Origin of the sequence: Campylobacter concisus (assembly GCF_002913045.1) — a bacterium.
GTDB lineage: Bacteria > Campylobacterota > Campylobacteria > Campylobacterales > Campylobacteraceae > Campylobacter_A > Campylobacter_A concisus_AP.
Map to the genome: position 1 here is coordinate 160,067 of NZ_PPAF01000041.1, position 21,889 is coordinate 181,955.

A 21,889-nucleotide genomic window follows, 5' to 3' on the forward strand; every position below is an offset into this window, starting at 1 on the left:
AGGAGGGCGCTTGCTCTCCTTTTAAATTTATAAAATTTAAATTATTTTTATGATTTTTATAATCTAAAATTTCATCAATAATTTTTCTTATCTATTGAAATTATCAAAAATATATAACTTTTTTATATCGATATGAAATTTTACTCTAACCCTCTAAAGCCCTAAATTTATGTAAAGTTGATTATTAGATTGTAAAAAATATTATTTATACTTTCAATTTACATTCTTTTATGATAATCGTTTTTATTTTAATTAAAGTAAAACCTTGGTAATATCTCGCTTTAAAATAATCTCACAGGTGGTTTAATTAATGAATAAATTTTTTAAATTTATGCTTATCATGCTACTGCCTATCTGGCTTGTAGCAAAAAATGACGACTACACACAAGTCGCAGCTCAGATAAAAGAGTCATTACAAAAAGTAATAACAGAGTATAGAGCGGGCAATGTTGAACAAGCGGTTAGTGATACTCAAAATGCTTATTTTGGCTTATTTGAAGATGTCGAAGCTGGCATCAGAATAAATTTAGGTCAGAAAAAAGCTTACTCAATGGAGAAGCAGTTTGGCGAGATCAGAAAGGCGATAAAAGCAGGCGAAGCGCCAGATGATGTGCAAAAAAGAATAGATCAGATAAATAGCGAGATCGCTGAAGTTCTACCAGTTATCTTAAAAGGACATAGACTAGTTGGTGAGTATTCAGACAGCCCAGCTCAAGCTGCTACAACTGATTATGATACTTCTAAATTTATCCCTGAGTGGAAAGTGGCATTTGCAAATTTATCAGCTGATCTAGATAAAGCAATAGCAAGCTACGAGAGCGATAAACAAGATGATGCTAAAAGTGCTATCCAAGATGCTAAATTTACAGACTACAGAAATACTCAACTTGAAATCGCTATTCGCCAGCATATAGAAAATGGTAAAAGCATAGATGCTGATATCCAAAGAAAGATGGGCGAAGCGATCAGCGGCATCACAAATGGTATAAGCAAAGATGATTTTAAAACTAAGCTAGATGAGATCAAAAAGCTAGCTTATGACGCTGTCTCAAAACTCCCAGCAGATACTGCAAAACTAGCAAAAGTTGATATGAGTGATGTAGAAGCAGCTTCTGAAGAAGATAGTGGTACAGATTATACCAAAGTCGTTCAAAACATAAACGACAAAATTCAAGCTGCTATCACACTTTATAAAAATGGTGATGTAAAAAAAGCTATGGGCGATATCCAAGACATCTACTTTGATGAGTTTGAAGGTAGCGGTATGGAGAATAAAGTAGGCGCAATAGATGTAAATTTAAAAACAGCTATTGAAGCTACATTTGGCAATCTTGTAGCCCTTATGAAATCAGGTGTAGACGAAAAAACTCTTCAAGAAAGCGCAAGCAAGATGTCATCTCAGCTAGCAGCCGCACTTGAAAAAACTAGCGGTTCAAGCTCACCTTGGACGCTATTTATCTGGGCGCTAACTATAATCTTAAGAGAGGGCTTTGAAGCTCTTATCATCGTTGCAGCCGTCGTTGCATATCTTGTAAAAACTGGCAATGCAAAAGCTATGGGTAAGGTCGTATATAGCTCAGTTGGCGTGGCTGTCATCTTAAGCTTTGTCATGGCGTGGATCATGAACGTCATCTTTGGCGAGGCAGCAGGTCAAAAAAGAGAGCTTATGGAAGGCATCACAATGCTTGTTGCAGTGGGACTTCTATTTTATGTTGGTTTCTGGCTTCTTTCAAATGCTGGCGCTAAAAAATGGAACGACTACATCAAATCACATGTATCTGAGTCTATCTCAAGTGGCTCAAGTACAGCGCTTTGGTGGACTGTATTTTTAGCAGTATTTAGAGAGGGTGCTGAAACTGTACTATTTTATCAGGCACTTATTTTTGGAGCTAAAGATTCAGCTGGTTACTCGATGATTGCAGCTGGCTTTGTGATAGGACTTGTCGTTCTTTTAATAGTCTATTTCTTATTTAAAATTTTTGCTGTTAAAATTCCTATTAAACCATTTTTTATATTTACGTCAGCGATCATCTTTTATATGTCGATCGTCTTTGTTGGCAAGGGTGTTGGCGAACTAGTTGAAGGTAAAATTTTCATCCCAACTATCATAAAAGGACTTAGCTTCCCTGACTGGATGAGAGACTGGCTAGGACTTCAGCCATATTACGAGAGCTTAGTGCCTCAAATCATTATGGTGCTTGCCCTAATTATAGGCATTGTTATCATGAAATCAAAACAAAATAAAAAATAATCTTATTTAAAGGAGAGAATATGAATAAAATTCTTAGTTCAGCTCTAGCACTTAGTCTAGCAGCTGGTTTTGCACTTGCTGGAGAGCACCCAATTGGCGAGCCTGTAGAGGCTAATGGAATGGAGATAGCTGCTGTTTATCTAGAGCCAATCGATATGGAGCCAAAAGGCGTTGATCTAGCTCCAAGCCTAGCTGACCTTCACTTAGAAGCTGACATCCACGCTGTAAAAGGCAATAAAAACGGCTTTGGCGAAGGCGAGTGGATCCCATATCTAAAGATCAACTATGAGCTAAAAAACCTTGATAATGGTAAAACTAAAAAAGGTACATTTATGCCGATGGTTGCAAGTGATGGCCCACACTACGGTGCTAACGTAAAAATGGATACAGGTGTTGGTAACTATGAGCTTAAATTTCACATCGACAATCCAGAAAAACAAGGCTTTGGTCGCCACGCTGACAAAGAGACTGGTGTTGGTAAATGGTTTGAGCCTTTCACAACAACTTATAAATTTCAATGGACAGGTGGTCCTGTTAAATAATCACTTTGGGGCTTTCTCGCCCCTTTTTAAAAATTCTCATAGGGTTTAGTTATGTCAATTTACTTCTATCAGGTCTTTTTAGCCCTCCTTGGATTTACGCTTTTTGCTGCCTTAAATAACAATGGCAAAAGTTTAAAAACGATCTTTTTACCGTCATTTCTTGGCGTTGTTGCTGGTGTGCTTATCTTTAAAGCTGCTCGTCATGCGCTTATTGATGATCAGTTTAAAATTTTCATAGATTCTGTGACACTAGTTTTTCTACTCATTAGCATTTTATGGATATTTTTCGAGCTTAAGATAGCAAAAATTGTAACGTTTTTTATTTTAGGCATCGGCTTTGGCTTTGGCTATAGTTCAAGCAGTGTGTTATTCCCGCTATTTGGTAGCGAACTGCTTGACACGCTTTCAGTCATAAGCTTCTTTTTGATGATCTTTGCGATGATCTTGATACTATTTTTATTTTTCTTCATTTCAAATTTAAAAGCAAGCATCCCATCATCAATAGCTAAAATTTTAGCTCTTATCACATTAGTATTTTTACTAGTTGATAGAAGCTCACAAACTGCACTTGAGCTTTTACGTGCAGGCGCTTTAAAGATAAGTAGCGAGCTAAATTCTCAAATTTTATCTATCAGCGCAAAAGGCATCTACGTCACAGAATTTAGTGCCTATTTTTACATAGTAGTGATCCTTCTTTTATGCATCATCGCGCTTTGCTTTGTGCCAAAGAGTATCGATAAGAGCACGTTTGGCTCTATCAAATACCGCTTTACAAAAGCCATTAGAGAAAATGTCTTTGACAATGCAAAATTTGCATTTTGCAGCGTTTTAATAGCGCTTGGATTTTCACTTTATTTTGATCTTTACGCATCTCGCCCACCTCAAATTTCAGAGCCGGTCTTGGTTGAGCCAGTGGGAGATAAATTTATATTTGATGTTGATATGCTAAAAGATAATGAACTTCACAGATTTGCCTACATCACAGATGAGGGTAAACAGATAAGATTTTTCTTACTAAACCGCTTTAGTGACCGCCCATCTCCAGTCATCGTCTTTGACTCGTGTATGATCTGCGGCGACATGGGCTATATCAAGAAAGGAAATGACCTTATTTGTATCTCTTGTAATGTTAGAATTTTCTTGCCGTCAGTTGGCAAAGAGGGTGGTTGTAACCCGATCCCTATGGCATTTACCTTTGATGGTAAAAATATCATAGTTGATTACAAAACGATCGTCGCAGGGGCAAACTACTTCAGCAAGGTCGTCGAAAAGATGGTGCTTGACCCAGTTAGTCGCAAAAAGGTGAGCAATCTTGATTCAAGATCATATTTATACTACGGACGCACATATTTCTTTGAAAATAACGAAACTCAGGCGAAATTTGAAGCAAATCCAGAAAAATATGTAGAAACAAATGGAACGTTAAAATGAAAAATATGCAACTAAGAATGATAAAAAGCTCGATCACGGGCTCAAAGGTGCAAAAGACGATGGCCTTTATCACCATACTACTAGCTGCTCTTTTAATAGCTTGCATGCTAAACATTACGCTAAAAATCGGCGATCAAGTAGCAACCGAGCTTAGAGGATATGGCTCAAATATCGTTGTTTTGCCACGAGGTGAGAGCTTAAGTATCGAGATCGAAGGTAAAAATTTCACTCCACTAAAATCACAAAATTTACTTCCAGAGGCTGATATCTATAAGATAAAAGAGATCTTTTGGAGAAACAATATCGTTGCTTTTGCGCCATTTTTAGAAGCAAAGGTTAAAGATGAAAAAGGAATTGAATTTGCCTTTGAAGGAACCTATTTTGATAAAAATATCGGACTAAAAGATGAGCCAGAATTTAGCACAGGCGTTAAGAGCTTGTATGGATTTTGGGGCGTTGAGGGTGTTTGGCCAAAAGATGAAAGTATAGATGAAATTTTAGTGGGAGATGAGCTTGCAAAGGCTAAAAATTTAAAAGTTGGCGACAAGCTTAGCCTTGTGGGCAAAAATGGCGCAAGAGAGGTTAAAATAGTTGGAATTTTAAAAGGAGCTAGTGACGAGACGCATAAGCTAGTTGGCTCATTAAAGCTTGCTGGAGATCTTTCAGGTCACGCTGGCTCATATACAAAGGCTGAAGTTTCAGCCATGACGATCCCAGAAAACGACCTATCGCTAAAAGCAAGAAGAAATTTAGACAACCTTGATAGCGCAGAGTATGACAAATGGTACTGCTCAGCCTACGCTGGCTCGATCGCATTTCAGATAGAAGAAAATTTACCAAATGTTAGCGCAAAGGCAAGCCTTCAAGTAAGCGATGCAGAGAGTAACATAGTAAAGAAAATCCAAAGCCTAATGGGCATCGTTAGCATCATCGCTCTTGTGGTTTCAGCCATCGGCATAACATCGCTAATGACAAGTGAAATTTACCGCCGTAAAAAAGAGATCGGTCTTTTAAAAGCCATAGGTGCTAGTAACTTTGAAATTTACGCCCTTTTTGCTAGTGAAAGCCTAGTGGTGGCATTTTTCGCCGGTATCACGGGAGCCTTTTTAGGATACGTGCTAAGCTACGTGATGTCTTACATCATCTTTTCTCACGGCATAGGCATAGCGTGGATCGTGTTACCAATTAGTGTGGCGTTTGCCCTGCTCATCTCAGTTGTTGGCTCACTAATGCCAATGAGAAACGTCATAAATTTACTACCTGCGGAGGTGCTATATGACCGCAAATAGCAAATTCTTTTACAATACAATTTATAAAAGTTTAAAAAACGGCTCATCAAGAGTAATGGTCATCGTGATCTCTATCTTGCTTGGAGCATGCGTGTGTGCTGCGTTTGTCAATGTCTATCTTGATATCGACTCAAAGGTCTCACGCGAGCTAAAAACTTATGGTGCAAATATGATCTTTGCTCCAAAAGATATGGCCTCAAGCGATGATATGAGTGAAAAAACTTACAATGAGATGATCGCTAAAGTACCAAAAGATAAGCTCTTGGGCGAGAGCGGTTATCTCTTTGCTCAGGCAAATATCGGTCCAACAAATGCTATCGTCATGGGAACAAAATTTAGCAATCTAAAAAAAGTTAAACCATTTTTAGATGTTAGAGATGGAACGATGATAAATGTTGATTTTGACGATAAAAACGTGCTAATAGGCGTTGATCTAGCTCGTCAGGCTGGCTTTAAAGCAGGTGATGATATAGAAATTCGTGCCATTGGCTCAAATGAGAGCATAAATGTAAAGATAAAAGGCGTAGTTGCAAGTGGTGACAAAGAGGATGCGCTTTTAATCACGTCACTATCTTTGGCTCAAAAAATTTCAAATAAAGCTGGCAAAATAAACTATGCTGAAGCTGTTGTGCTTGGTAACTTTGATGAGATAACATCGCTTGCAAAGACTATAAGCAACGAAGAAATAGCTGCAAAACCAGTGGCAAAGGTCTCAAAGTCTGAGGGCTATATTTTGGAGAAAATAAAGCTATTAATGGCACTTGTTAGCCTTGTTATTTTGCTCATTACTTCAATGTGCGTAAACACAACGCTTAGTGCTATCTTGCTCTCTCGCTCAAAGGAGATCGCACTTCTTAGAGCCATAGGTGCAAGCAAAAAGGATGTACTAAAGCTATTTGGCTTTGAAACATTTGTGACAGCGCTCATCTCAGCATTAGTTGGTGCATTTTTAGGATATTTACTAGCTCAAATTTTAGGTTATGCAATATTTGATTCTAGTATTGATTTTAGAATTTTAAGCATCCCAGTAGCTGTAGTCATTTCGCTCATATTTGCAGCGATTGCAGCGTTTTATCCGATCAAACGGGCACTTAATAACAAAATGGCAGATACATTAAGAGGAGAATGATATGCAAAATGCATTAGAATTAAAAAATATTTGTAAAATTTTTGGCGATGTTAAAGCACTTGATGATATAAATTTTGAGGTTAAAAAAGGTGAGTGGGTCAGCGTCATGGGGCCAAGTGGTAGTGGTAAAAGTACGCTTGTGAATATTCTCTCTCTTATGGATACTCCAAGTAGTGGAATTTATATGCTTGGTGGCGATGATGCGAGCAATCTAAATGCCGATGATACGCTTAAATTTAGACGCGAAAAGATCGGCCTTATCTTTCAACAGTTTCACCTAGTGCCATATCTTAGCGCGCTTGAAAACGTGATGATTGCGCAGTATTATCACAGCTCAGTGGACGAAGAGGACGCTAAAAGAGCTCTTGAGGCGGTTGGTCTCTCTCACAGGCTCACTCATAGACCAAGCCAGCTAAGTGGTGGCGAGCAGCAACGTCTTTGTATCGCGCGTTCACTCATAAACGACCCTGAAATTTTAATAGCAGATGAGCCAACTGGTAACCTTGATGAAGCAAATGAAAGAGTTATACTTGATCTATTTTGCAAGCTAAGAAAAGATGGCAAGACGATACTTCTAGTAACTCACAACCCTGATCTTGGCGAGTATGGCGATAAGATCGTCTATCTAAGACATGGTAAGCTAGAGAAAATTCGCACTATTGAAAACCCAAAGGTGCCAAATGAGATATAAAATTTTATTTTTATGTCTAGTCTCAGCCCTAGTTATGGGCTGCGTCAAGCAGTATGAGAAGCATCACATTACGCTAAATGACTCAAGCGGCATTGATACGCAGTTTTTTCCAACAGAAAAGAGGCTAAAGATAGGCGATAAGCCATATATGCTATTTTTCTTTGGTACGGACTGCGGAGTGTGCAAGGCTGCTATACCTGATCTAAATACACTTGAAAAAGAGTATGGTAAAGAGGTTCAATTCATTGGTGTTTTAGGACCTAGTAAAGGCTTTGATAAAGATATTGAGCTTTTAAAAGAGCACAACATCACCTTTAAAACTACGAGTGACAAGGTTTCAGTTGATTACTTTAGTAAGGCAGTTGGTGGCGTCATGGGCGTGCCAGTTATCTATTTTTTTGATAAGGATGGTAAGATGCGATCAAAATTTATCGGTCTTACACCAAAAAGTGTACTTGAAAGTGCTATAAGATCGCTCTTGTAGGAGTGAATATGAAAAATTTCTTTTTATTTGTCTTAGCGGTATTTTTTGTTGGATGTGCTAGTAGCACTCCAAATATCTCGGTCAAAACGAGTGATCCAATATTTTTTACACTTAATGAAACAAACAAAAGCATCTATGTAAATTTTAAAAATAGCGCGACCGGACAAGATGTAAATGCTGAAATTTTGAGCGAATTTATAAAGGCTGGCTTTAGAAATGAGCCAAATATTAATAATGCCGATTTTATCATACTTGGCGATGTGCAAAGCTTTTCTAGGATAATAAAAAGAGATCCTAGATTTTCAATGGGCATGGGATATGGCTTTGGTAGACCAAGCTTTGGTTTTGGCTACTCGATGTTTTTCCCATTTGGCTATTACGATGATGATGATTTTAGTACGAATAGCTATACTTATCATATGCAAGTAAGCGTGCTAGTGCGTCCAAAAAATGGTGGCGAAAAGGCGACAAATATCTCACTTATGCAAGCTGGCAATGTCTATTCGCCAAGCTACATTTGGCCGTTTTTTAAAGAACGCCTAGCAAAACAGATCGTTAGCTTTTTTTATAATGTCTCGCAAAAATAGGAGAAATTAGTAAATTTAAAAGGATTTAAATGCTAGTTGATGAAAGCTATGAAATTTTATCTTGTGATGATATTGAACTTGGTATAAAAAGAAGCTCTCCTCTCTCCTTTTATTCCTGTTATGACAATGTCAAGGATGCAAAAGCTCTTTTGGTAATTATCCCTGGGCTTGGAGAAGACTCTGACCTTGGATATAGAGCTAATCTTATTCGAACTATGGCAGAGACTTATGATGTTGCATGTATTAGTGTGGATTATCACTGCATAGGCAACCGCCCACAGCTTGGGGCGAAATTTGGACTTGATGATATAGATCGCGAAATCTTAACAAGAGAACTATTAAGCATAGGTATAAATTTACCAATTGATCTAAAAAGTATCGACTGCCACGAGAAGGTTGATTTGCTGCTTAAATTTCTCAGCAAAGAGATTACTATTCGAAAAGAGAGAGGTATTTTACCGGCTGATTTTAGACTAAATGCTAGCATTACGATGGTGCCAACAAAAAATGAATATCAAAATTTTGGCGTTATGCAAGCAATGGATGTGCTAAATGCTGTGCTTTATACAAAAAAATATATAAATAATGCCAAATTTGAACATCTGCCAGTGATAATGGTAGGCAGCTCACATGGTGGATATCTGGCACATATGTGTGCTAAGATCGCTCCATGGCTAGTTGATGCCGTGATAGATAATAGCTCTTATGCCATATTTTTATGGCGTCTTATCGGCTTTGGTAAAGAGATAAATTTTACTAACTATTTTTGTTTTGGCACTGACACTTTGTATCAAAATTTATATATTTATTTTTTTGATAAGACCTACTGGACACTTAATGAAAAATCACCATACTATTTTATTGACGCAAGAGAAGAGATAAGAAACATCCTAAATTTGGATCATTTAAATGTTCAAAGCAGCTATAAAAAGCCAATTTACGTGAGCTATCACTGTATTTGTGATAAAGAAATAGCTCCAGCAAAGGATAAAATCGAGCTTTACGAGGCTCTTAAGAAGCTAAAATTTGACGCGACGCTTCATATGGTAAAAGATGAGAGTGAGGTTGATGGCAAATTTATAAAGTCCATAACGCATGGCATGGGGATGTCTTATAAACTACTTTTACAAAAAGAGCTTCCCAGTATGATGGAGAAAATTTTATCTCAAAAAAATAAAAAGAGCAGCAAGAGTATTGAGTATAAATGCGGCGATACGATCTATAAATTTAGTGAAGTCTTAGATCAAATAAATCTTGAAATTTTAGATATTGCTTAGTATTTAAAATAGTTAAAACTAGGTGCATAAAGACCTAGTTTTTATCAGTCATTATCTATCTCAAAGTCGTAAAATTCGCTTTCATACTCAACATTTCCTATTTTGCTGTATTGTATAAGAGCTGCTTTTATATTATCTATCTGCTGATACATTAGGCCAAGAGCTATTCTATTTTCGATAGCACTAGCATCATTTAGTTTTGTTAGCTCTAAAAGTGCGATCGCGTTTGATACTTTTCCAGCTCCTGTCGCAGCCACAGATGCTAAAAACAATGTGCCAGCGTCATTTACTTTAAACTCATCGATTGCCTGATTATAAAGTTTATAGCTCTCCTCAAAATCGTTTGTAAAGATATCGACATAGGCTAGAGTTTGGATTAAATTTATATTCTTTGGAGCATTTTTTAGCTCAGCTCTTAACTTATCACGCTCTCTTGTAAGTAAGCCTGAAATTTGAAGTAGCTTGATGTATTGCTTTTTGATGATATCAGCGCCGTGATAGAAAGCGTTTGAATCAAGCTGCTTGCCATTAAAGTGAATTTGTATCGCTTTTGCATACTCTTTGACATTTTGCTCTTTGTTTTTCGAGATGAAATTTAAGATATTTGCAATAATATCATTTGGCAAAATTTTTAGTAGTTCATCAGCTTTCTTTGCCATTAGCTCGTCATTGTTTGTTACTTTTGCGATGATGATATCAAAGGCTAAATTTAGCATTGCCTGCTCTTTTGGCTCTTCAAGCCACCTTATCATCGCACTTTGGTTGCCGCTAATCAGGCTTAGAAGCGAGGCATATAAATTTACAGGCTTTAAACTCTTGTCATTTTCTAAATTTTCGCCGATCTCTTCAATGAGTTTTGGGTTTAAATTTCTATTTATATCTAGACAAATCGCCCCAAAAATACCTGCAAGATGGTTATTTACATCTTGATGATAGCTTGCTATGAAGTGCTTTGCTGCAAGGCTAAAATTTCCAAGCTGAGCGTAGCTTAAGGCGAGGTTGTATTGTAAGATAGAGTGATTTGGATAAGTGCTAGCTAGCTCTTCAAACTCTTTATTCGCTTCTTTTAAGCGGTAGCTTAGTGCTTTTGCGATAGCTTCGCTAAGTTTTGCATTTACTTTTGAAGCAGCTGCACTTTGACTAAGATAGTCATTTGCTGCTGAAGTGTCGTCTAAAAATACGCTAACACCACCTTTTCTTATCTGCTCAATACTCTGTTTTGCATCAAAGACCTTGTAAGGTGCGAAGTAAAAAAGGGTCTCATAGCGCCTTGTTCTATCAAAAAACATATCATCACTAAAGTGCGCCTGAGCTAGGCTGACATCAAAAAGATCAGGCTTTAGTATCGTTTTTATCTTGTAAATTTTGCTTGGCAAAGAAGCATTGTAGTCGTAAACATCTTTGATAAATGCTGCTGCATCGCCGTAGTCAGAAGTTTTTAGATCAATTAGCGCCTCAGTCATCTTGATAAGATCGATATTTGGCGTATTCTTAGAAGCTTTTGTTAGATAATCCCTTGCCTTGTCATATTTGCCAAGTCTTGCGTAAAGTTGAGCTAGAGTGAAGTCAGCCTTAAATGCCTTTTGGCTCTCAAGTTTGGCTATTGCTCTTTCATCATCTCCAAGGAGTGATAAAATTTTTGCACTTAAATACGCATACTCATTTTTATAATCCGCAGTATTTGGATGAGAAAGTGCTTGAAGCGCCTCGTAATAGTTGCCTTTATAGTAGTTTATAAGCGCGTAGTAATAGCTATAAAGTGGCGAGTTGTTTTCATACTGTAAAAATGAATCTGCAAGTCCTATATAGTAGTTAAAATTTTTAGTGTTATTTAGCTCAAGCGAGCAAACGGCAGCATTTATCGCACTAACCGCTGTGTTTTCTCTATCGGTTATAGCTTTGTTAAAAGATACGATCGCCTCATCACATCTTTCTTGTTTCATCTGCGAAACACCGAGGTTGTAGTTTGAGAGAGACTGGTTATAAACAGCTATGTTTTCATAAATTTTTAACGCTTCAAATTTATTGCCACGCTCGTAGAGCTGATTGGCTTTATTTATCATTTCATCGATCTTTGAAGTGCCAAAATTTTGCGTTTGGTAGTTGTTTTCTATATTTTTTACGATACTTGCAGCATCTATGTTCTCTTTTTTGTCTTTCTTTAGCAAGATAACTAGCAAAACCACTATCAAGATGATAAGTACTAGAGCGACCACGCCTGCTATTATAAAGAGCTTTTTATTGCTCTTTTTTACAGGGATTGGCTCCGGGATGCTCTCGTCTTGCAGCACACCCTCACTTGCGATACTCTCAAGTGAGACGATCTCTTCAGGCGCTTCGGCTTTTGCCTCTTCAGGTGCTTCCTGCTCTGCTTGCTCGCCAGGTGGTTTTAAAACTACAACCTCTTCTTCAGCCACTACATATACCTTTTAAGAACTTCTGGAATTTCGATAGTGCCATCTGCCTTTTGGTAGTTTTCCATGATGGCAATAAGCGTCCTACCCACAGCTAGACTTGAGCCATTTAGCGTATTTACAAGCATATTTTTCTTGCCATCTTTAAAGCGAATTTTTGCACGCCTTGCTTGAAAATCACGAGTATTGGAAATAGAGCTAATCTCTCTATATTTACCTTGACCAGGTAGCCAAACCTCAAGGTCTATCGTCTTTGCCGCGCTAAAACCAAGATCGCCACTGCAAAGAAGCATATGGCGGTGAGGAAGTCCAAGGCTAGTTAGTAGATCGCTTGCGCACGATACCATCTCATTTAGCACGTCTTCGCTTTGATCAGGCTTTGTGATACTTACTAGCTCGACCTTTTCAAACTGGTGCTGGCGGATCATACCTCTAGTATCACGTCCTGCTGAGCCTGCCTCTTGGCGGAAGCATGCTGAGTAGCAAGTCATCTTTATAGGCAGCTGCTCGGCTTCAATGATCGTGTCATTGTATAAATTTGTCACAGGCACTTCGCTAGTTGGGATGAGGTAGAGATCCTCGTCACGCACTTTGTAAAGATCCTCTTCAAATTTAGGCAGCTGACCAGTACCAAAAAGTGTGTTTGAACTTACTAGATAAGGGACATTTACAAGCTCAAAGCCTCGCGCGCTATTAAAGTCGATCATGTAATTAACAAGCGCTCTACTTAGCCTTGCTCCCATGCCGCGAAGCACGGTAAAGCGAGATCCTGAGAGCTTTGCACCCCTTTCAAAGTCAAGCCAACCAAGGCTCTCACCTAGCTCCCAGTGCTCTTTTGGTGTAAAGCTAAATTTAGTTGGCTCAAGCACCGTTTTTATGCAGATATTATCGTCCTCGTCCTTACCAAATGGCACATCATCATCGGTGATATTTGGCACGTTAAATGAAATTTGCTCAAGCTTTTCTTCATATTGTTTAACGATCTCATCAGCATCAGAAAGTGCAGCTTTATTTAAATTTAGCTCATTTTTTAGCTCACTTACGTCTTCACCGGCTCTTGCCTTTATGCCAAGTTCTTTGCTCTTTGCGTTTTGGATCGCTTGAAAATTTTCAAGTGCTTTGCGCTTTTGTTTTAGCTCGTTAAAAGTTTGTAAAAGCTCGTCAAGTAGCCCAGCTTTTACATTTTTGCCCTCAAGTTTTTTTACAAATTCATCGTAATTTGTCTCGAGTAGTTTTAAATTTATCATCCTATATCCTTAAACCATAAACATAACTTTTGCAAAAAGTACGATAAAAACTGCCGCTGTTAGCGCAAATGGGTGGATGTTGCCAAGTGGGCTAGGGCGTTTAAATATAAATTTGCAGCTTAAATTTGTTATAACCGCAGCTACAATTAACATCGCTAAGAAAAATTTAATCATAAAAATGATTTGTAAATTTGTCTCAAAGTAGCCTCCAGTCTTTGATCCGACCCAGTTACTCATCATCATGCCTCCAGTTAATACCAAAAGCAAGATACAAAGTGGCATTATCTTAATAGCAACTGATCCGATAGCTTGTTTTGCCTTTTGAGCAAGCTCAGGTGGCATTTTTTTACAAGCTGCCTTAAAAATGATTACATCAAAAAAGAGGTAACCAACAAAGATGATTGCACAAAAAAGATGAACTATCTGTGCGTATGGATATAAATTTTGCATATTTTTCCTTTATTAATAAATTCCGACTGCTTCACGAACTTTTTTTATTGTTGTTTGAGCAACATTACTTGCCTTTTTGGCTCCTATTTCTAAAATTCCAGACACTTCGTCAGGATTATTTTGATAATGCTCAAATTTCTCTCTCGCATCTTTAAAATAGTCCCAAATAAGCTCATTTAGATAAGCTTTAAAGTGCCCATGACCCTCGCCGCCACGCTCATATCTAGCTTGCAGTTCACGCTGCCCACTCTCGTCTAAAAAGAGCTTAGCTATGTTGTAAACATTGCAGTTTTGCCACTGTTTTGGCTCTTCAAGTGGTGTGCCGTCAGTCACTATGCTTGAAATTTGCTTTTTAAGTGTTTTAGCATCGGCAAAGATGTAGATTGTATTGCCGTAGCTTTTGCTCATCTTTTCGCCATTTGTGCCAGGCACGGTGGCGACGTTTTCATCGATCTTTGCCTCAGGCAGTGTAAAAATCTCGCCATGTTCATTGTTAAATTTTATCGCGATATCACGAGCGATCTCGACATGTTGGATCTGGTCTTTGCCCACAGGTACAACCTGCGCATTATAAAGCAAAATGTCAGCTGCCATCAAAACTGGATAGCTAAAGAGTCCGTGGTGCGAACTAAGACCTTTCGCGACTTTATCTTTGTAACTATGTGCGCGCTCAAGAAGCCCCATAGGCGTGTGCTGGCTTAGCACCCAGTAAAGCTCAAGCACGTCTTTAACGTCACTTTGCACCCAAAATATACTTTTATTTGGATTGATACCAAGTGCCAAAAACGCACACGCGGCCTCAAAAGTGTTTTGCTTTAGGGCTTTGGCCTCGCTAAGGCTCGTCATCGCATGGTAGTTTGCTATAAACATAAACATCTCATTTTGCTCTTGCATATCAACCATCTGCTTTATCGAGGCAAAGTAGTTGCCAAGGTGTAGTTTGCCAGATGGTTGAAGGCCAGTTAATACTCTCATCTTATCCTTTCAAATTTTGGCTTTTTCTCGTGAGCGCTTTTGATAGAGATTTGAAATTTTAAGCTTTTGGCAGACTATGTGTCTAGCCTCGGCTTAAAATTTCTACACAACTATCAAAATCATCTCACGATACTTCGCTAAAAATACTTTTTAAATTTTAACGTTACATTAGAGTTTTTGTATCTAATCTAATCTTAAAATTTAACTGGCAGATTATGCGTCTAGCCTTTGCTTAAAAACAAATTTTTACCTCGCCTAAACAAAAAATCTTTGTCAAAACGTTTAAATTTTTAACATCACGTTAGACTTTTTAGTCTAGCTTAATCTTAAAATTTTTATCACACAACTCTCATCGCTTTAGCATTGCGAACAAAGTGAAGCAAAAAAATATCTCACGATACTTCGCCAAAATTTCTAACTACAAAACGTTAAATTTATTTCAAACATTTCAAATTTTAACACCACGCCAGATAGCCATCTAGCCTGATCTTAAAAATTTATCGTTACAAGCAGCAATCACGCTACTTTACAACTAAATTTTTAAAAGCATCCTTATCTCTTTTACGATCTGCTTTGGAGTTTTACCCTCGACTTCGACGATGTAATCAGCCTTTTTCTCATAAAGCTCCTCTCGCTCTAGATGCAAAGCTTCAGCTCTTTTTAGATCGCTTAAAAGTGGGCGTTTGGCGAGTTTTTTCTCGCTATTTTTACTATTTTTTAGTCTTTGCATGATCGCATCAAAACTAGCTTTTAGATAGATCACGGTACCAATTTTTTTTAAATTTTTAACCTTTGCAAAGCCTCCACCTGTTGAGATAATTGCATTTTTGACATTTGTTGCTAGAAATTTGGCAAGATCTTTTTCAAGCTGCCTAAAATGCTCCTCTCCGTATTCTTCAAAGATAGCTTTTATCTTCATATTTTGTGAGCTCTCTAGCAGGTCGTCGCAGTCAAGGTTCATCGTCTTTAGTGCCTTGCTTAGTGCCCTTGCAGTCGTACCTTTGCCAACGCCCATAAACCCTATCAAAACGATATTATTGTTCTTTGTTTTCATCGCTCTCTCCACGTTTTTTAGGGATTAGCACGATAGGCACGCCAGTTAGGTTAAAGCTTTCTCTAAGCTTATTTGTTAAATAGCGTTTGTAGCTAAAGTGCAAGCACTTTGGGCGGTTCATTATAAGTGCTATCATGATAGGTGCGGTCTTAAACTGCACTGCGTAGTAAATTTTCACAACTCTGCCTTTATCTCGTGGCAGTGGGTGTGCCTTGGTCGCTTCGCCAATCACTTCGTTTAGCTTTGAAGTTTGGATTTTTTGGGTGTAGTTTTTGTAAATTTCAATGATAAGTGGATAAATTTTATGCACTCTTTTGCCGCCCAAAGCCGAAACGCTGATGATCGGCGCGTATGAGAGAAATTTAAACCTATCCTTTATCTCTTTGCAAAGCTCGTCAAATTCTTCGCTGCTTTTATCCCATTTGTTTAGCACGATGATGACGCCAAGCTCAAATTTCGAGGCGATGCCAGCGATGCGCTCATCAAGCTCGGTTAGTGGCTCAGAGCTATCAAGTACGAGTAGAGCTACGTCCGTCTCTTCTAAAATTTTCTCAGTTCTATTTAATGCGTATCTCTCGATGCCTTCGATCTTGCCACGCTTTCTAATACCTGCAGTATCAACAAACTCAAAAACTCTGCCATCATGCTCGTAAATTTCATTGACTGGGTCAATCGTAGTGCCTGCGACATCGCTCACAACGGCGCGACTCTCTTTTACAAGGGCGTTTAGAAGTGAGCTTTTGCCGACATTTACGCGGCCTATTATGCCAACTCTTATATTTTTGCTCTCATAGTCTATCTCGTCGCTTAGCTCGCCCTCGTCGTTATAGTTTTCTAAAAAATCATCAAAATCTTCACTCGTATCGGCCTTTATCTGCACTTTGTCCTCTATGTGCTTTACTAGCCACATGCTAAGCTCATCTATGCCTGTGTTGTGGCTTACGGAAATTCCAAAGGAATTTTTCGCGCCAAAGCTTATAAATTCCCACTCCCTTTGTTCGTCTTTTTTACTGTCAATTTTATTGATGACTAGAGCGATTGGTAAATTTAGCTTGCTAAGCTCGTAAAAAATGGTTCTATCCTCGTCATCTGGCATCATTTTGCCATCGACCATGTATAAAATGACGTCTGAATTTCTAGCCTCTGCTAAGGTCTTTGCTTTTACATTTTTAAAAAGCTCGCTACTATCATCAAGGCCACCACTGTCGATTAAAATGCACTCTTTGCTCTCAACCTCGATCTTAGCTTTTTTCGTATCTCTTGTCGTGCCGCTAACATCACTTGTTATAGCGATACGACGACCAGCTAAGCGGTTAAAAAGTGAGCTTTTGCCGACATTTGGCTTGCCTACTAATATTACTTTTTGCAAATTTTGTCCTTTTCGTGATGGCTGATTATACAAATTTTTGACTTATATAAAGTATAAAAATTTGCTTAAAAGCGCCAAAATAAAAGAAAAAATCAACCAAAATTTAAGCCACTTTTCATTAAAATGGCTACTTTAATTTTAAAGGTCTTGTGATGTTAAAAAGGTTTTATATTTCGCATCTTGGCATTTTTTATATGCTCTTTGCTTGCTTTATGTTTGCTGTTACTGGCGCATTTGCAAAGTATCTTAGCAAGGATATGCCATCTATCGAAGTTGTATTTTTTAGAAATCTAATAGGTCTTTTTATCGTCATTTATGCCATTTATAGATTTCCATTTAAGCAAGCCGGCGGACATTTTTTCTTGCTGATGTTTCGTGGTTTTGTGGGCACGGTCGCACTTTTTGCTTTTTTTTACAATGTCGCTCATGTAAATTTGGCCACAGCTTTTACATTTCAAAAGACAAATCCAATCTTTACAGCCATCCTCGCAGCTTTTATTTTCAAAGAGCGTCTAAGCTCACTTGGCTGGTTTGCTGTATTTTTGGGATTTGGTGGAATTTTGCTTGTCATCCAGCCAAATTTAGGCATAAGCAAGACTGATATTATCGGTGTTTGGAGTGGCCTTGGTGCGGCGATAGCATACACAAGCGTAAAGGAGCTAAACAAGAGTTACGGCACGAACGTTATCGTGCTAAGTTTTATGCTTTGGGGCTCGTTTTTGCCACTTATTTGTATGGGTTTGGCAGAATTTTTCACCTATGAGCCACTTGATTTTTTGTTTTCAAAATTTAGCATACCAAGCTGGTATAACGTTGTTTTTATCTTGCTAATGGGGCTTAGCGGATATTTTTTTCAGTCGTACATGACAAAGGCGTTCGCGGTTGGTAAAAAGGCTGGTGTGATCGCTGCGGTTAGCTACGCAGACGTTATTTTCACGCTTATAATTGGCTATTTTATGGGCGATGCGTTACCAAATCACCTAGCACTTATAGGTATCATACTTGTCGTGGTTAGTGGAATTTTAGTTGTGAAAGAAAAATAAAGGAGAAAAAATGATACTAATAGCAGGGCCTTGCGTCATCGAGAGCGAGCAGCTTGTCTTTGACGTGGCAAAAAGGCTAGTAAAATTTAACGAAGATAAGCGGATAGATTTTTATTTCAAATCAAGCTTTGACAAGGCAAATCGCACGAGTATAAGCTCGTTTCGCGGGCCCGGACTTGAAAAAGGGTGCGAAATTTTAGCTAAGGTAAAAAAAGAATTCGGTTTTAAAATTTTGACCGATATTCACGAGAGCTATCAGGCTAGTCCTGTAGGCGAGGTCGCGGACGTGCTGCAAATACCTGCATTTTTATGCCGCCAGACCGATCTGCTCGTGGCTGCGGCTAAGACAAAATCGGTCGTAAATATCAAAAAAGGGCAGTTTTTAGCGGCGTCTGCGATGAAGCATTCGGTCAAAAAAGTGCTAGAAACGCGCGGCGTAAAGGGCGAGGGATACGAGGTCGCTAAACAAAACGGCGTATGGCTAACGGAGCGAGGCAGCACCTTCGGCTACGGAAATTTAGTCGTAGATATGCGAAATTTGGTGCTAATGCGCGAATTTGCGCCGGTGATTTTCGACGCGACTCACAGCGTGCAGATGCCGTCGGCTTTGGGTGAGAAAAGCGGCGGGGACGCGAGATTCGTGCCGTATCTAGCGCGAGCTGCGGCGGCTGCTGGCGTGGACGGATTTTTCTATGAGACGCATATTAATCCTTGCGAGGCGCTTTGCGACGGGCCGAATATGCTAAATTTGGACGAGCTAGACGCAAATATCGCTCAAATTTTTAAGATAAAGCAAGCTCTTGGCGATGCAAACTAAGGGATTTTTGTGGGTATTAGGCGGCGCGGTCGCCGAGTGCGGCTGGGCGTACGGACTAAAACACACCCAAAGCGCCGTAGAATTCGCGCTTACTGCCGCGTTAGTCTGCGTTAGCTTCGTGTCGTTTATAAAGGCTTTAAAATATATCCCCATTAGCGTCGCGTATACCGTATTCGTGGGGCTTGGAGCGTTTTTTATCGTGGCCGCCGAAAGCGTTAGCGAATACACCTCAAGCGGCCAGGCGCCCGATCCCTTGCGGCTATTTTTCATAGCGACGCTAGTTGCGGGCGTGCTAGGACTAAAAAGGCTAAAATCTTGATACACGTTTTAGCTCTTTTGGCGGCCGGGTGCTGCGAGGTTTCGGGCGTGTTTTTTCTAACCAAATTTCAAAAAAGCGTCGGCGTGAAAAAAGCGGCGAATTTTTTGATTTTAACCGCAAATTTCGCCCTTTCGCTCTGGCTTTTGAGCTACGCGATGCAGGCGATGGCGATGTCGGTAGCATACGCGATCTGGACTGGTATCGGAGCGATCGGAGCCGTGGGCGTCGGAGTGGTTTTTAACGGCGAAAAAATGAGCGCGCAAAAGACGTTTTATCTATCGCTAATAACGCTAAGCGCGGTAATGTTAAAGATAATCTAAAGGAGAAATTATGAAAATAATCGAAGGAAATTTGGCTTTAAAAGGCGGCGAGAAGATCGCTATAGTGGGCGCGAGATTTAACCACATCATCACTGATAGGCTGGTCGAGGGCGCGAGGGACGCGTTTTTGCGCCACGGCGGCGATGAGGCGAATTTGAGCCTCATTTTGGTGCCGGGCGCGTTTGAGATACCGATGGCGCTAGAAAAGGCGCTAGCTAGCGGTAAATTTGATGCGGTTTGCTGCGTGGGGGCGGTGATCCGCGGCTCTACGCCTCACTTTGACTACGTGAGCGCCGAGACCACCAAGGGCATCGCAAATGTCACGCTAAAATACGGCAAGCCTGTGACATTTGGCGTGCTAACGGTCGATAGCATCGAGCAAGCCATCGAGCGAGCGGGCTCAAAGGCCGGAAATAAGGGCTTTGAAGCGATGACGGGCGTAATCGAGATGCTAAGCTTATATAAAAATTTGGAGGCGTAAAATGGCGACTCGTCATCAGGTTAGGCAGGCCGTCGTTTCGCTACTATACTCAAACGAGATAAATCCGGTAACTGCTGCATTTGAAGAGGAATTTTTAGAAGAGAAAAAGATAAGAAACGAGCGAAAAAGTGAGGCGCAGCAGACTTTTAAAGAGGTGCTCGCAAATAAAGAAAAACTAGATGAAATTTTAAAGCCATATCTAAAAGACGGCGATTTTAGCAAGGTTGGTGCGACTGAGCTTGCCATTCTTAGACTTGGGCTTTATGAGATGAAATTTAGCCAAACTGATAAGGCTGTCATCATAAACGAAGCGATCGAGCTTGCGAAAGAGCTTGGAAGTGATCAGGCGCCAAAATTTATAAACGGCGTACTTGATAAGCTAAAGGGCGATCTGTGAGGCTCTGCGTCGCACTTGATATGGCTAGTCGTGAAGAGAATTTAGCCCTTGCTAGCGAGCTAAAAGGGCTTGATCTTTGGCTAAAAGTAGGGCTTAGAAGCTATCTTAGGGATGGGGCAAAATTTATAGAAGAGTTAAAAGAACTTGGAAATTTTAAAATTTTCCTCGATCTAAAGCTCTATGATATCCCAAATACGATGGCAGATGCGGCTGAAGTCGTCTCAAAAATCGGCGTAGATATGATAAATGTGCATGCTAGCGCTGGTGAACGCGCGATGAAGACAGTTATGGATAGGCTAGCTGGTCTTGGAAGCCGTCCTTTGGTGCTCGCAGTATCGGCACTTACTAGCTTTAGTGAGAGCGAATTTGACGCTGTTTATAACGATACGATCGCAAGAGCTGTTAGAAAATTTAGCCAGATGAGTTTTGAAGCAGGACTTGATGGAATGGTCTGTTCTGTTTTTGAAAGCAAGCTCATTAAAGATGTAACAAATGAAAAATTTATCACTCTTTGCCCTGGCGTTAGGCCTTTTGGAGAGAGTGCTGGAGATCAAAAAAGAGTAGCAAACTTAGTGAGTGCAAAGCAAGAGGGTAGCGACTTTATCGTTGTTGGTAGGCCGATTTATGAAAATGCAAATCCAAGAGAAATTTGTGAACGAATTTTGGAGCAAATTTAAAATTTGAGCTTATGTAAAGATGTTTTAATCATAGTTTTTATACAAAAATTTTTATAAAATGCCGCATGTTGCACAAAGATGATGTCAAAGCGAGATGGAGGGCTAAATTTGGGTGATTTAAAATCCTCTATATTAGCTAAGCGACAGAGGTGGATCTGCTGACACTCGCTACACCAATATCGCTTCCCTAAAGGATACGGATCCGGACGAGATGTTTGAGCGCATAAAGGTGCTCGGACGCGGTGGCGATAGGTGTATCCTCTATGTTTACCGTATGGTTTGCTACTATGCAAATACGCCGCACCCAGACAAAGCCAAGCTAAAATGGTGGCTTTGGAAGGACTAAATTTATAAATTTTTGTTTTAAATTTTCTATCTGAGGTCTGCAACTGTGAAATGTAAATTTAAGCAAGATATCAGCGGCGTTCAATTATAATGCGATTTCTTTTTATGGACAGATGGGTGAGTGGCTGAAACCACACCCCTGCTAAGGGTGCAGCTCTTAATCGGGGCTCGAGGGTTCAAATCCCTCTCTGTCCGCCACTGCTTATAGATAATCATAAATTTTATTATTGTTTAACATTATTTTTTGAATATCTTTATATAAAATTTTCTGCGTTAGAAAATTGCTTAACTGTATAAGTA

Annotated in this window: 22 protein-coding genes, 1 tRNA gene and 1 pseudogene; 18 read left to right on the plus strand and 6 right to left on the minus strand. The window is 39.4% G+C overall.

Annotated features, from left to right (window positions below; genetic code table 11):
• Window positions 1-310 precede the first annotated feature (310 nt).
• From CYP43_RS09075 to CYP43_RS09115, 9 genes are read left to right on the plus strand one after another with little or no spacing between them, the layout of a single operon-like run.
• On the plus strand, window positions 311-2,251 hold the full coding sequence (locus CYP43_RS09075) for an FTR1 family iron permease (RefSeq protein ID WP_103583335.1): 1,941 nt from the start codon (window positions 311-313) through the stop codon (window positions 2,249-2,251).
• A 20-nt stretch (window positions 2,252-2,271) separates the two neighbouring features.
• Window positions 2,272-2,793 (plus strand): iron transporter, encoded by a 522-nt coding sequence (locus tag CYP43_RS09080; protein WP_009294901.1) that lies wholly within the window; start codon window positions 2,272-2,274, stop codon window positions 2,791-2,793.
• Window positions 2,794-2,844: 51 nt separating this feature from the next.
• The gene (locus tag CYP43_RS09085) at window positions 2,845-4,224 is read left to right on the plus strand and encodes a Fe-S-containing protein (protein WP_103583336.1); all 1,380 of its coding nucleotides are present in this window, start codon (window positions 2,845-2,847) and stop codon (window positions 4,222-4,224) included.
• Window positions 4,221-5,513, plus strand: a complete 1,293-nt coding sequence (locus CYP43_RS09090) for an ABC transporter permease (RefSeq protein ID WP_103583337.1) — start codon at window positions 4,221-4,223, stop codon at window positions 5,511-5,513. The genes CYP43_RS09085 and CYP43_RS09090 overlap by 4 nt, the downstream gene beginning before the upstream one ends.
• A complete protein-coding gene (locus CYP43_RS09095) occupies window positions 5,500-6,642 on the plus strand; it encodes an ABC transporter permease (protein ID WP_103583338.1) in 1,143 nt (380 codons plus the stop codon). Before CYP43_RS09090 ends, CYP43_RS09095 begins: the two co-directional genes overlap by 14 nt.
• Before the next feature lies 1 nt (window position 6,643).
• On the plus strand, window positions 6,644-7,333 hold the full coding sequence (locus tag CYP43_RS09100) for an ABC transporter ATP-binding protein (RefSeq protein ID WP_103583339.1): 690 nt from the start codon (window positions 6,644-6,646) through the stop codon (window positions 7,331-7,333).
• Complete coding sequence (locus CYP43_RS09105; protein ID WP_021090806.1) at window positions 7,323-7,817, plus strand: TlpA family protein disulfide reductase; 495 nt, start codon at window positions 7,323-7,325, stop codon at window positions 7,815-7,817. Before CYP43_RS09100 ends, CYP43_RS09105 begins: the two co-directional genes overlap by 11 nt.
• Before the next feature lie 8 nt (window positions 7,818-7,825).
• Entirely contained in the window at window positions 7,826-8,404 is a 579-nt protein-coding gene (locus CYP43_RS09110) for a hypothetical protein (protein WP_103583340.1), read from the plus strand.
• A 29-nt stretch (window positions 8,405-8,433) separates the two neighbouring features.
• Window positions 8,434-9,681 carry a DUF2920 family protein gene (locus CYP43_RS09115; RefSeq protein ID WP_103583341.1) on the plus strand — a complete coding sequence of 416 codons (1,248 nt, stop codon included), beginning with the start codon at window positions 8,434-8,436 and terminating at the stop codon, window positions 9,679-9,681.
• 44 nt (window positions 9,682-9,725) lie between these two features.
• Here CYP43_RS09115 and CYP43_RS09120 read toward each other — a convergent pair whose 3' ends face one another.
• The 6 genes from CYP43_RS09120 to der form a co-directional block, all read right to left on the minus strand.
• Window positions 9,726-12,098 (minus strand): tetratricopeptide repeat protein, encoded by a 2,373-nt coding sequence (locus tag CYP43_RS09120; protein ID WP_103583342.1) that lies wholly within the window; start codon window positions 12,096-12,098, stop codon window positions 9,726-9,728.
• A complete protein-coding gene (serS, locus tag CYP43_RS09125) occupies window positions 12,098-13,342 on the minus strand; it encodes a serine--tRNA ligase (protein ID WP_103583343.1) in 1,245 nt (414 codons plus the stop codon). The genes CYP43_RS09120 and serS overlap by 1 nt, the downstream gene beginning before the upstream one ends.
• 9 nt (window positions 13,343-13,351) lie before the next feature.
• Window positions 13,352-13,792 carry a copper resistance protein CopD gene (locus tag CYP43_RS09130; protein ID WP_103583344.1) on the minus strand — a complete coding sequence of 147 codons (441 nt, stop codon included), beginning with the start codon at window positions 13,790-13,792 and terminating at the stop codon, window positions 13,352-13,354.
• Between the two features lie 12 nt (window positions 13,793-13,804).
• On the minus strand, window positions 13,805-14,767 hold the full coding sequence (gene trpS / locus CYP43_RS09135) for a tryptophan--tRNA ligase (RefSeq protein WP_103583345.1): 963 nt from the start codon (window positions 14,765-14,767) through the stop codon (window positions 13,805-13,807).
• A gap of 532 nt (window positions 14,768-15,299) precedes the next feature.
• The gene (locus CYP43_RS09140; RefSeq protein ID WP_054196151.1) at window positions 15,300-15,821 is read right to left on the minus strand and encodes a shikimate kinase; all 522 of its coding nucleotides are present in this window, start codon (window positions 15,819-15,821) and stop codon (window positions 15,300-15,302) included.
• Entirely contained in the window at window positions 15,802-17,190 is a 1,389-nt protein-coding gene (der, locus tag CYP43_RS09145) for a ribosome biogenesis GTPase Der (protein WP_103583346.1), read from the minus strand. Before der ends, CYP43_RS09140 begins: the two co-directional genes overlap by 20 nt.
• A 152-nt stretch (window positions 17,191-17,342) precedes the next feature.
• Here der and CYP43_RS09150 point away from each other — a divergent pair, with 152 nt between their 5' ends.
• The 9 genes and pseudogenes from CYP43_RS09150 to CYP43_RS09190 all read left to right on the plus strand — a co-directional run bounded on the left by CYP43_RS09150 (window position 17,343) and on the right by CYP43_RS09190 (window position 21,787).
• Window positions 17,343-18,233 (plus strand): DMT family transporter, encoded by an 891-nt coding sequence (locus tag CYP43_RS09150; protein WP_103583347.1) that lies wholly within the window; start codon window positions 17,343-17,345, stop codon window positions 18,231-18,233.
• 10 nt (window positions 18,234-18,243) lie between these two features.
• Window positions 18,244-19,050 (plus strand): 3-deoxy-8-phosphooctulonate synthase, encoded by an 807-nt coding sequence (gene kdsA, locus CYP43_RS09155; protein ID WP_103583348.1) that lies wholly within the window; start codon window positions 18,244-18,246, stop codon window positions 19,048-19,050.
• A complete protein-coding gene (locus CYP43_RS09160) occupies window positions 19,040-19,369 on the plus strand; it encodes a DMT family transporter (protein WP_103583357.1) in 330 nt (109 codons plus the stop codon). Before kdsA ends, CYP43_RS09160 begins: the two co-directional genes overlap by 11 nt.
• On the plus strand, window positions 19,366-19,689 hold the full coding sequence (locus CYP43_RS09165) for a DMT family transporter (protein WP_103583349.1): 324 nt from the start codon (window positions 19,366-19,368) through the stop codon (window positions 19,687-19,689). The genes CYP43_RS09160 and CYP43_RS09165 overlap by 4 nt, the downstream gene beginning before the upstream one ends.
• 10 nt (window positions 19,690-19,699) lie before the next feature.
• The gene (ribH, locus tag CYP43_RS09170; RefSeq protein WP_103576413.1) at window positions 19,700-20,170 is read left to right on the plus strand and encodes a 6,7-dimethyl-8-ribityllumazine synthase; all 471 of its coding nucleotides are present in this window, start codon (window positions 19,700-19,702) and stop codon (window positions 20,168-20,170) included.
• Between the two features lies 1 nt (window position 20,171).
• Window positions 20,172-20,567: a transcription antitermination factor NusB gene (gene nusB / locus CYP43_RS09175; protein WP_021090843.1), complete on the plus strand. Its 396-nt coding sequence runs from the start codon at window positions 20,172-20,174 to the stop codon at window positions 20,565-20,567.
• Entirely contained in the window at window positions 20,564-21,244 is a 681-nt protein-coding gene (gene pyrF, locus CYP43_RS09180; protein WP_103583350.1) for an orotidine-5'-phosphate decarboxylase, read from the plus strand. Before nusB ends, pyrF begins: the two co-directional genes overlap by 4 nt.
• Before the next feature lie 149 nt (window positions 21,245-21,393).
• Window positions 21,394-21,590, plus strand: a pseudogene (locus CYP43_RS09790) (helix-hairpin-helix domain-containing protein).
• Between the two features lie 106 nt (window positions 21,591-21,696).
• Window positions 21,697-21,787: transfer RNA gene (locus tag CYP43_RS09190), tRNA-Ser, on the plus strand.
• Window positions 21,788-21,889: the final 102 nt, after the last annotated feature.

What these genes read in the sequence shown, in the direction of transcription:
- CYP43_RS09100 (WP_103583339.1), top strand. Translation starts at nt 6,644, where the DNA reads ATGCAAAATGCATTAGAATTAAAAAATATTTGTAAAATTTTTGGCGAT.
- CYP43_RS09110 (WP_103583340.1), top strand. Translation starts at nt 7,826, where the DNA reads ATGAAAAATTTCTTTTTATTTGTCTTAGCGGTATTTTTTGTTGGATGT.
- CYP43_RS09150 (WP_103583347.1), top strand. Translation starts at nt 17,343, where the DNA reads ATGTTAAAAAGGTTTTATATTTCGCATCTTGGCATTTTTTATATGCTC.
- CYP43_RS09085 (WP_103583336.1), top strand. Translation starts at nt 2,845, where the DNA reads ATGTCAATTTACTTCTATCAGGTCTTTTTAGCCCTCCTTGGATTTACG.
- nusB (WP_021090843.1), top strand. Translation starts at nt 20,172, where the DNA reads ATGGCGACTCGTCATCAGGTTAGGCAGGCCGTCGTTTCGCTACTATAC.
- ribH (WP_103576413.1), top strand. Translation starts at nt 19,700, where the DNA reads ATGAAAATAATCGAAGGAAATTTGGCTTTAAAAGGCGGCGAGAAGATC.
- CYP43_RS09090 (WP_103583337.1), top strand. Translation starts at nt 4,221, where the DNA reads ATGAAAAATATGCAACTAAGAATGATAAAAAGCTCGATCACGGGCTCA.
- CYP43_RS09115 (WP_103583341.1), top strand. Translation starts at nt 8,434, where the DNA reads ATGCTAGTTGATGAAAGCTATGAAATTTTATCTTGTGATGATATTGAA.
- trpS (WP_103583345.1), bottom strand. Translation starts at nt 14,767, where the DNA reads ATGAGAGTATTAACTGGCCTTCAACCATCTGGCAAACTACACCTTGGC.
- kdsA (WP_103583348.1), top strand. Translation starts at nt 18,244, where the DNA reads ATGATACTAATAGCAGGGCCTTGCGTCATCGAGAGCGAGCAGCTTGTC.
- CYP43_RS09130 (WP_103583344.1), bottom strand. Translation starts at nt 13,792, where the DNA reads ATGCAAAATTTATATCCATACGCACAGATAGTTCATCTTTTTTGTGCA.
- CYP43_RS09080 (WP_009294901.1), top strand. Translation starts at nt 2,272, where the DNA reads ATGAATAAAATTCTTAGTTCAGCTCTAGCACTTAGTCTAGCAGCTGGT.
- CYP43_RS09160 (WP_103583357.1), top strand. Translation starts at nt 19,040, where the DNA reads ATGCAAACTAAGGGATTTTTGTGGGTATTAGGCGGCGCGGTCGCCGAG.
- CYP43_RS09105 (WP_021090806.1), top strand. Translation starts at nt 7,323, where the DNA reads ATGAGATATAAAATTTTATTTTTATGTCTAGTCTCAGCCCTAGTTATG.
- CYP43_RS09075 (WP_103583335.1), top strand. Translation starts at nt 311, where the DNA reads ATGAATAAATTTTTTAAATTTATGCTTATCATGCTACTGCCTATCTGG.
- serS (WP_103583343.1), bottom strand. Translation starts at nt 13,342, where the DNA reads ATGATAAATTTAAAACTACTCGAGACAAATTACGATGAATTTGTAAAA.
- CYP43_RS09140 (WP_054196151.1), bottom strand. Translation starts at nt 15,821, where the DNA reads ATGAAAACAAAGAACAATAATATCGTTTTGATAGGGTTTATGGGCGTT.
- CYP43_RS09095 (WP_103583338.1), top strand. Translation starts at nt 5,500, where the DNA reads ATGACCGCAAATAGCAAATTCTTTTACAATACAATTTATAAAAGTTTA.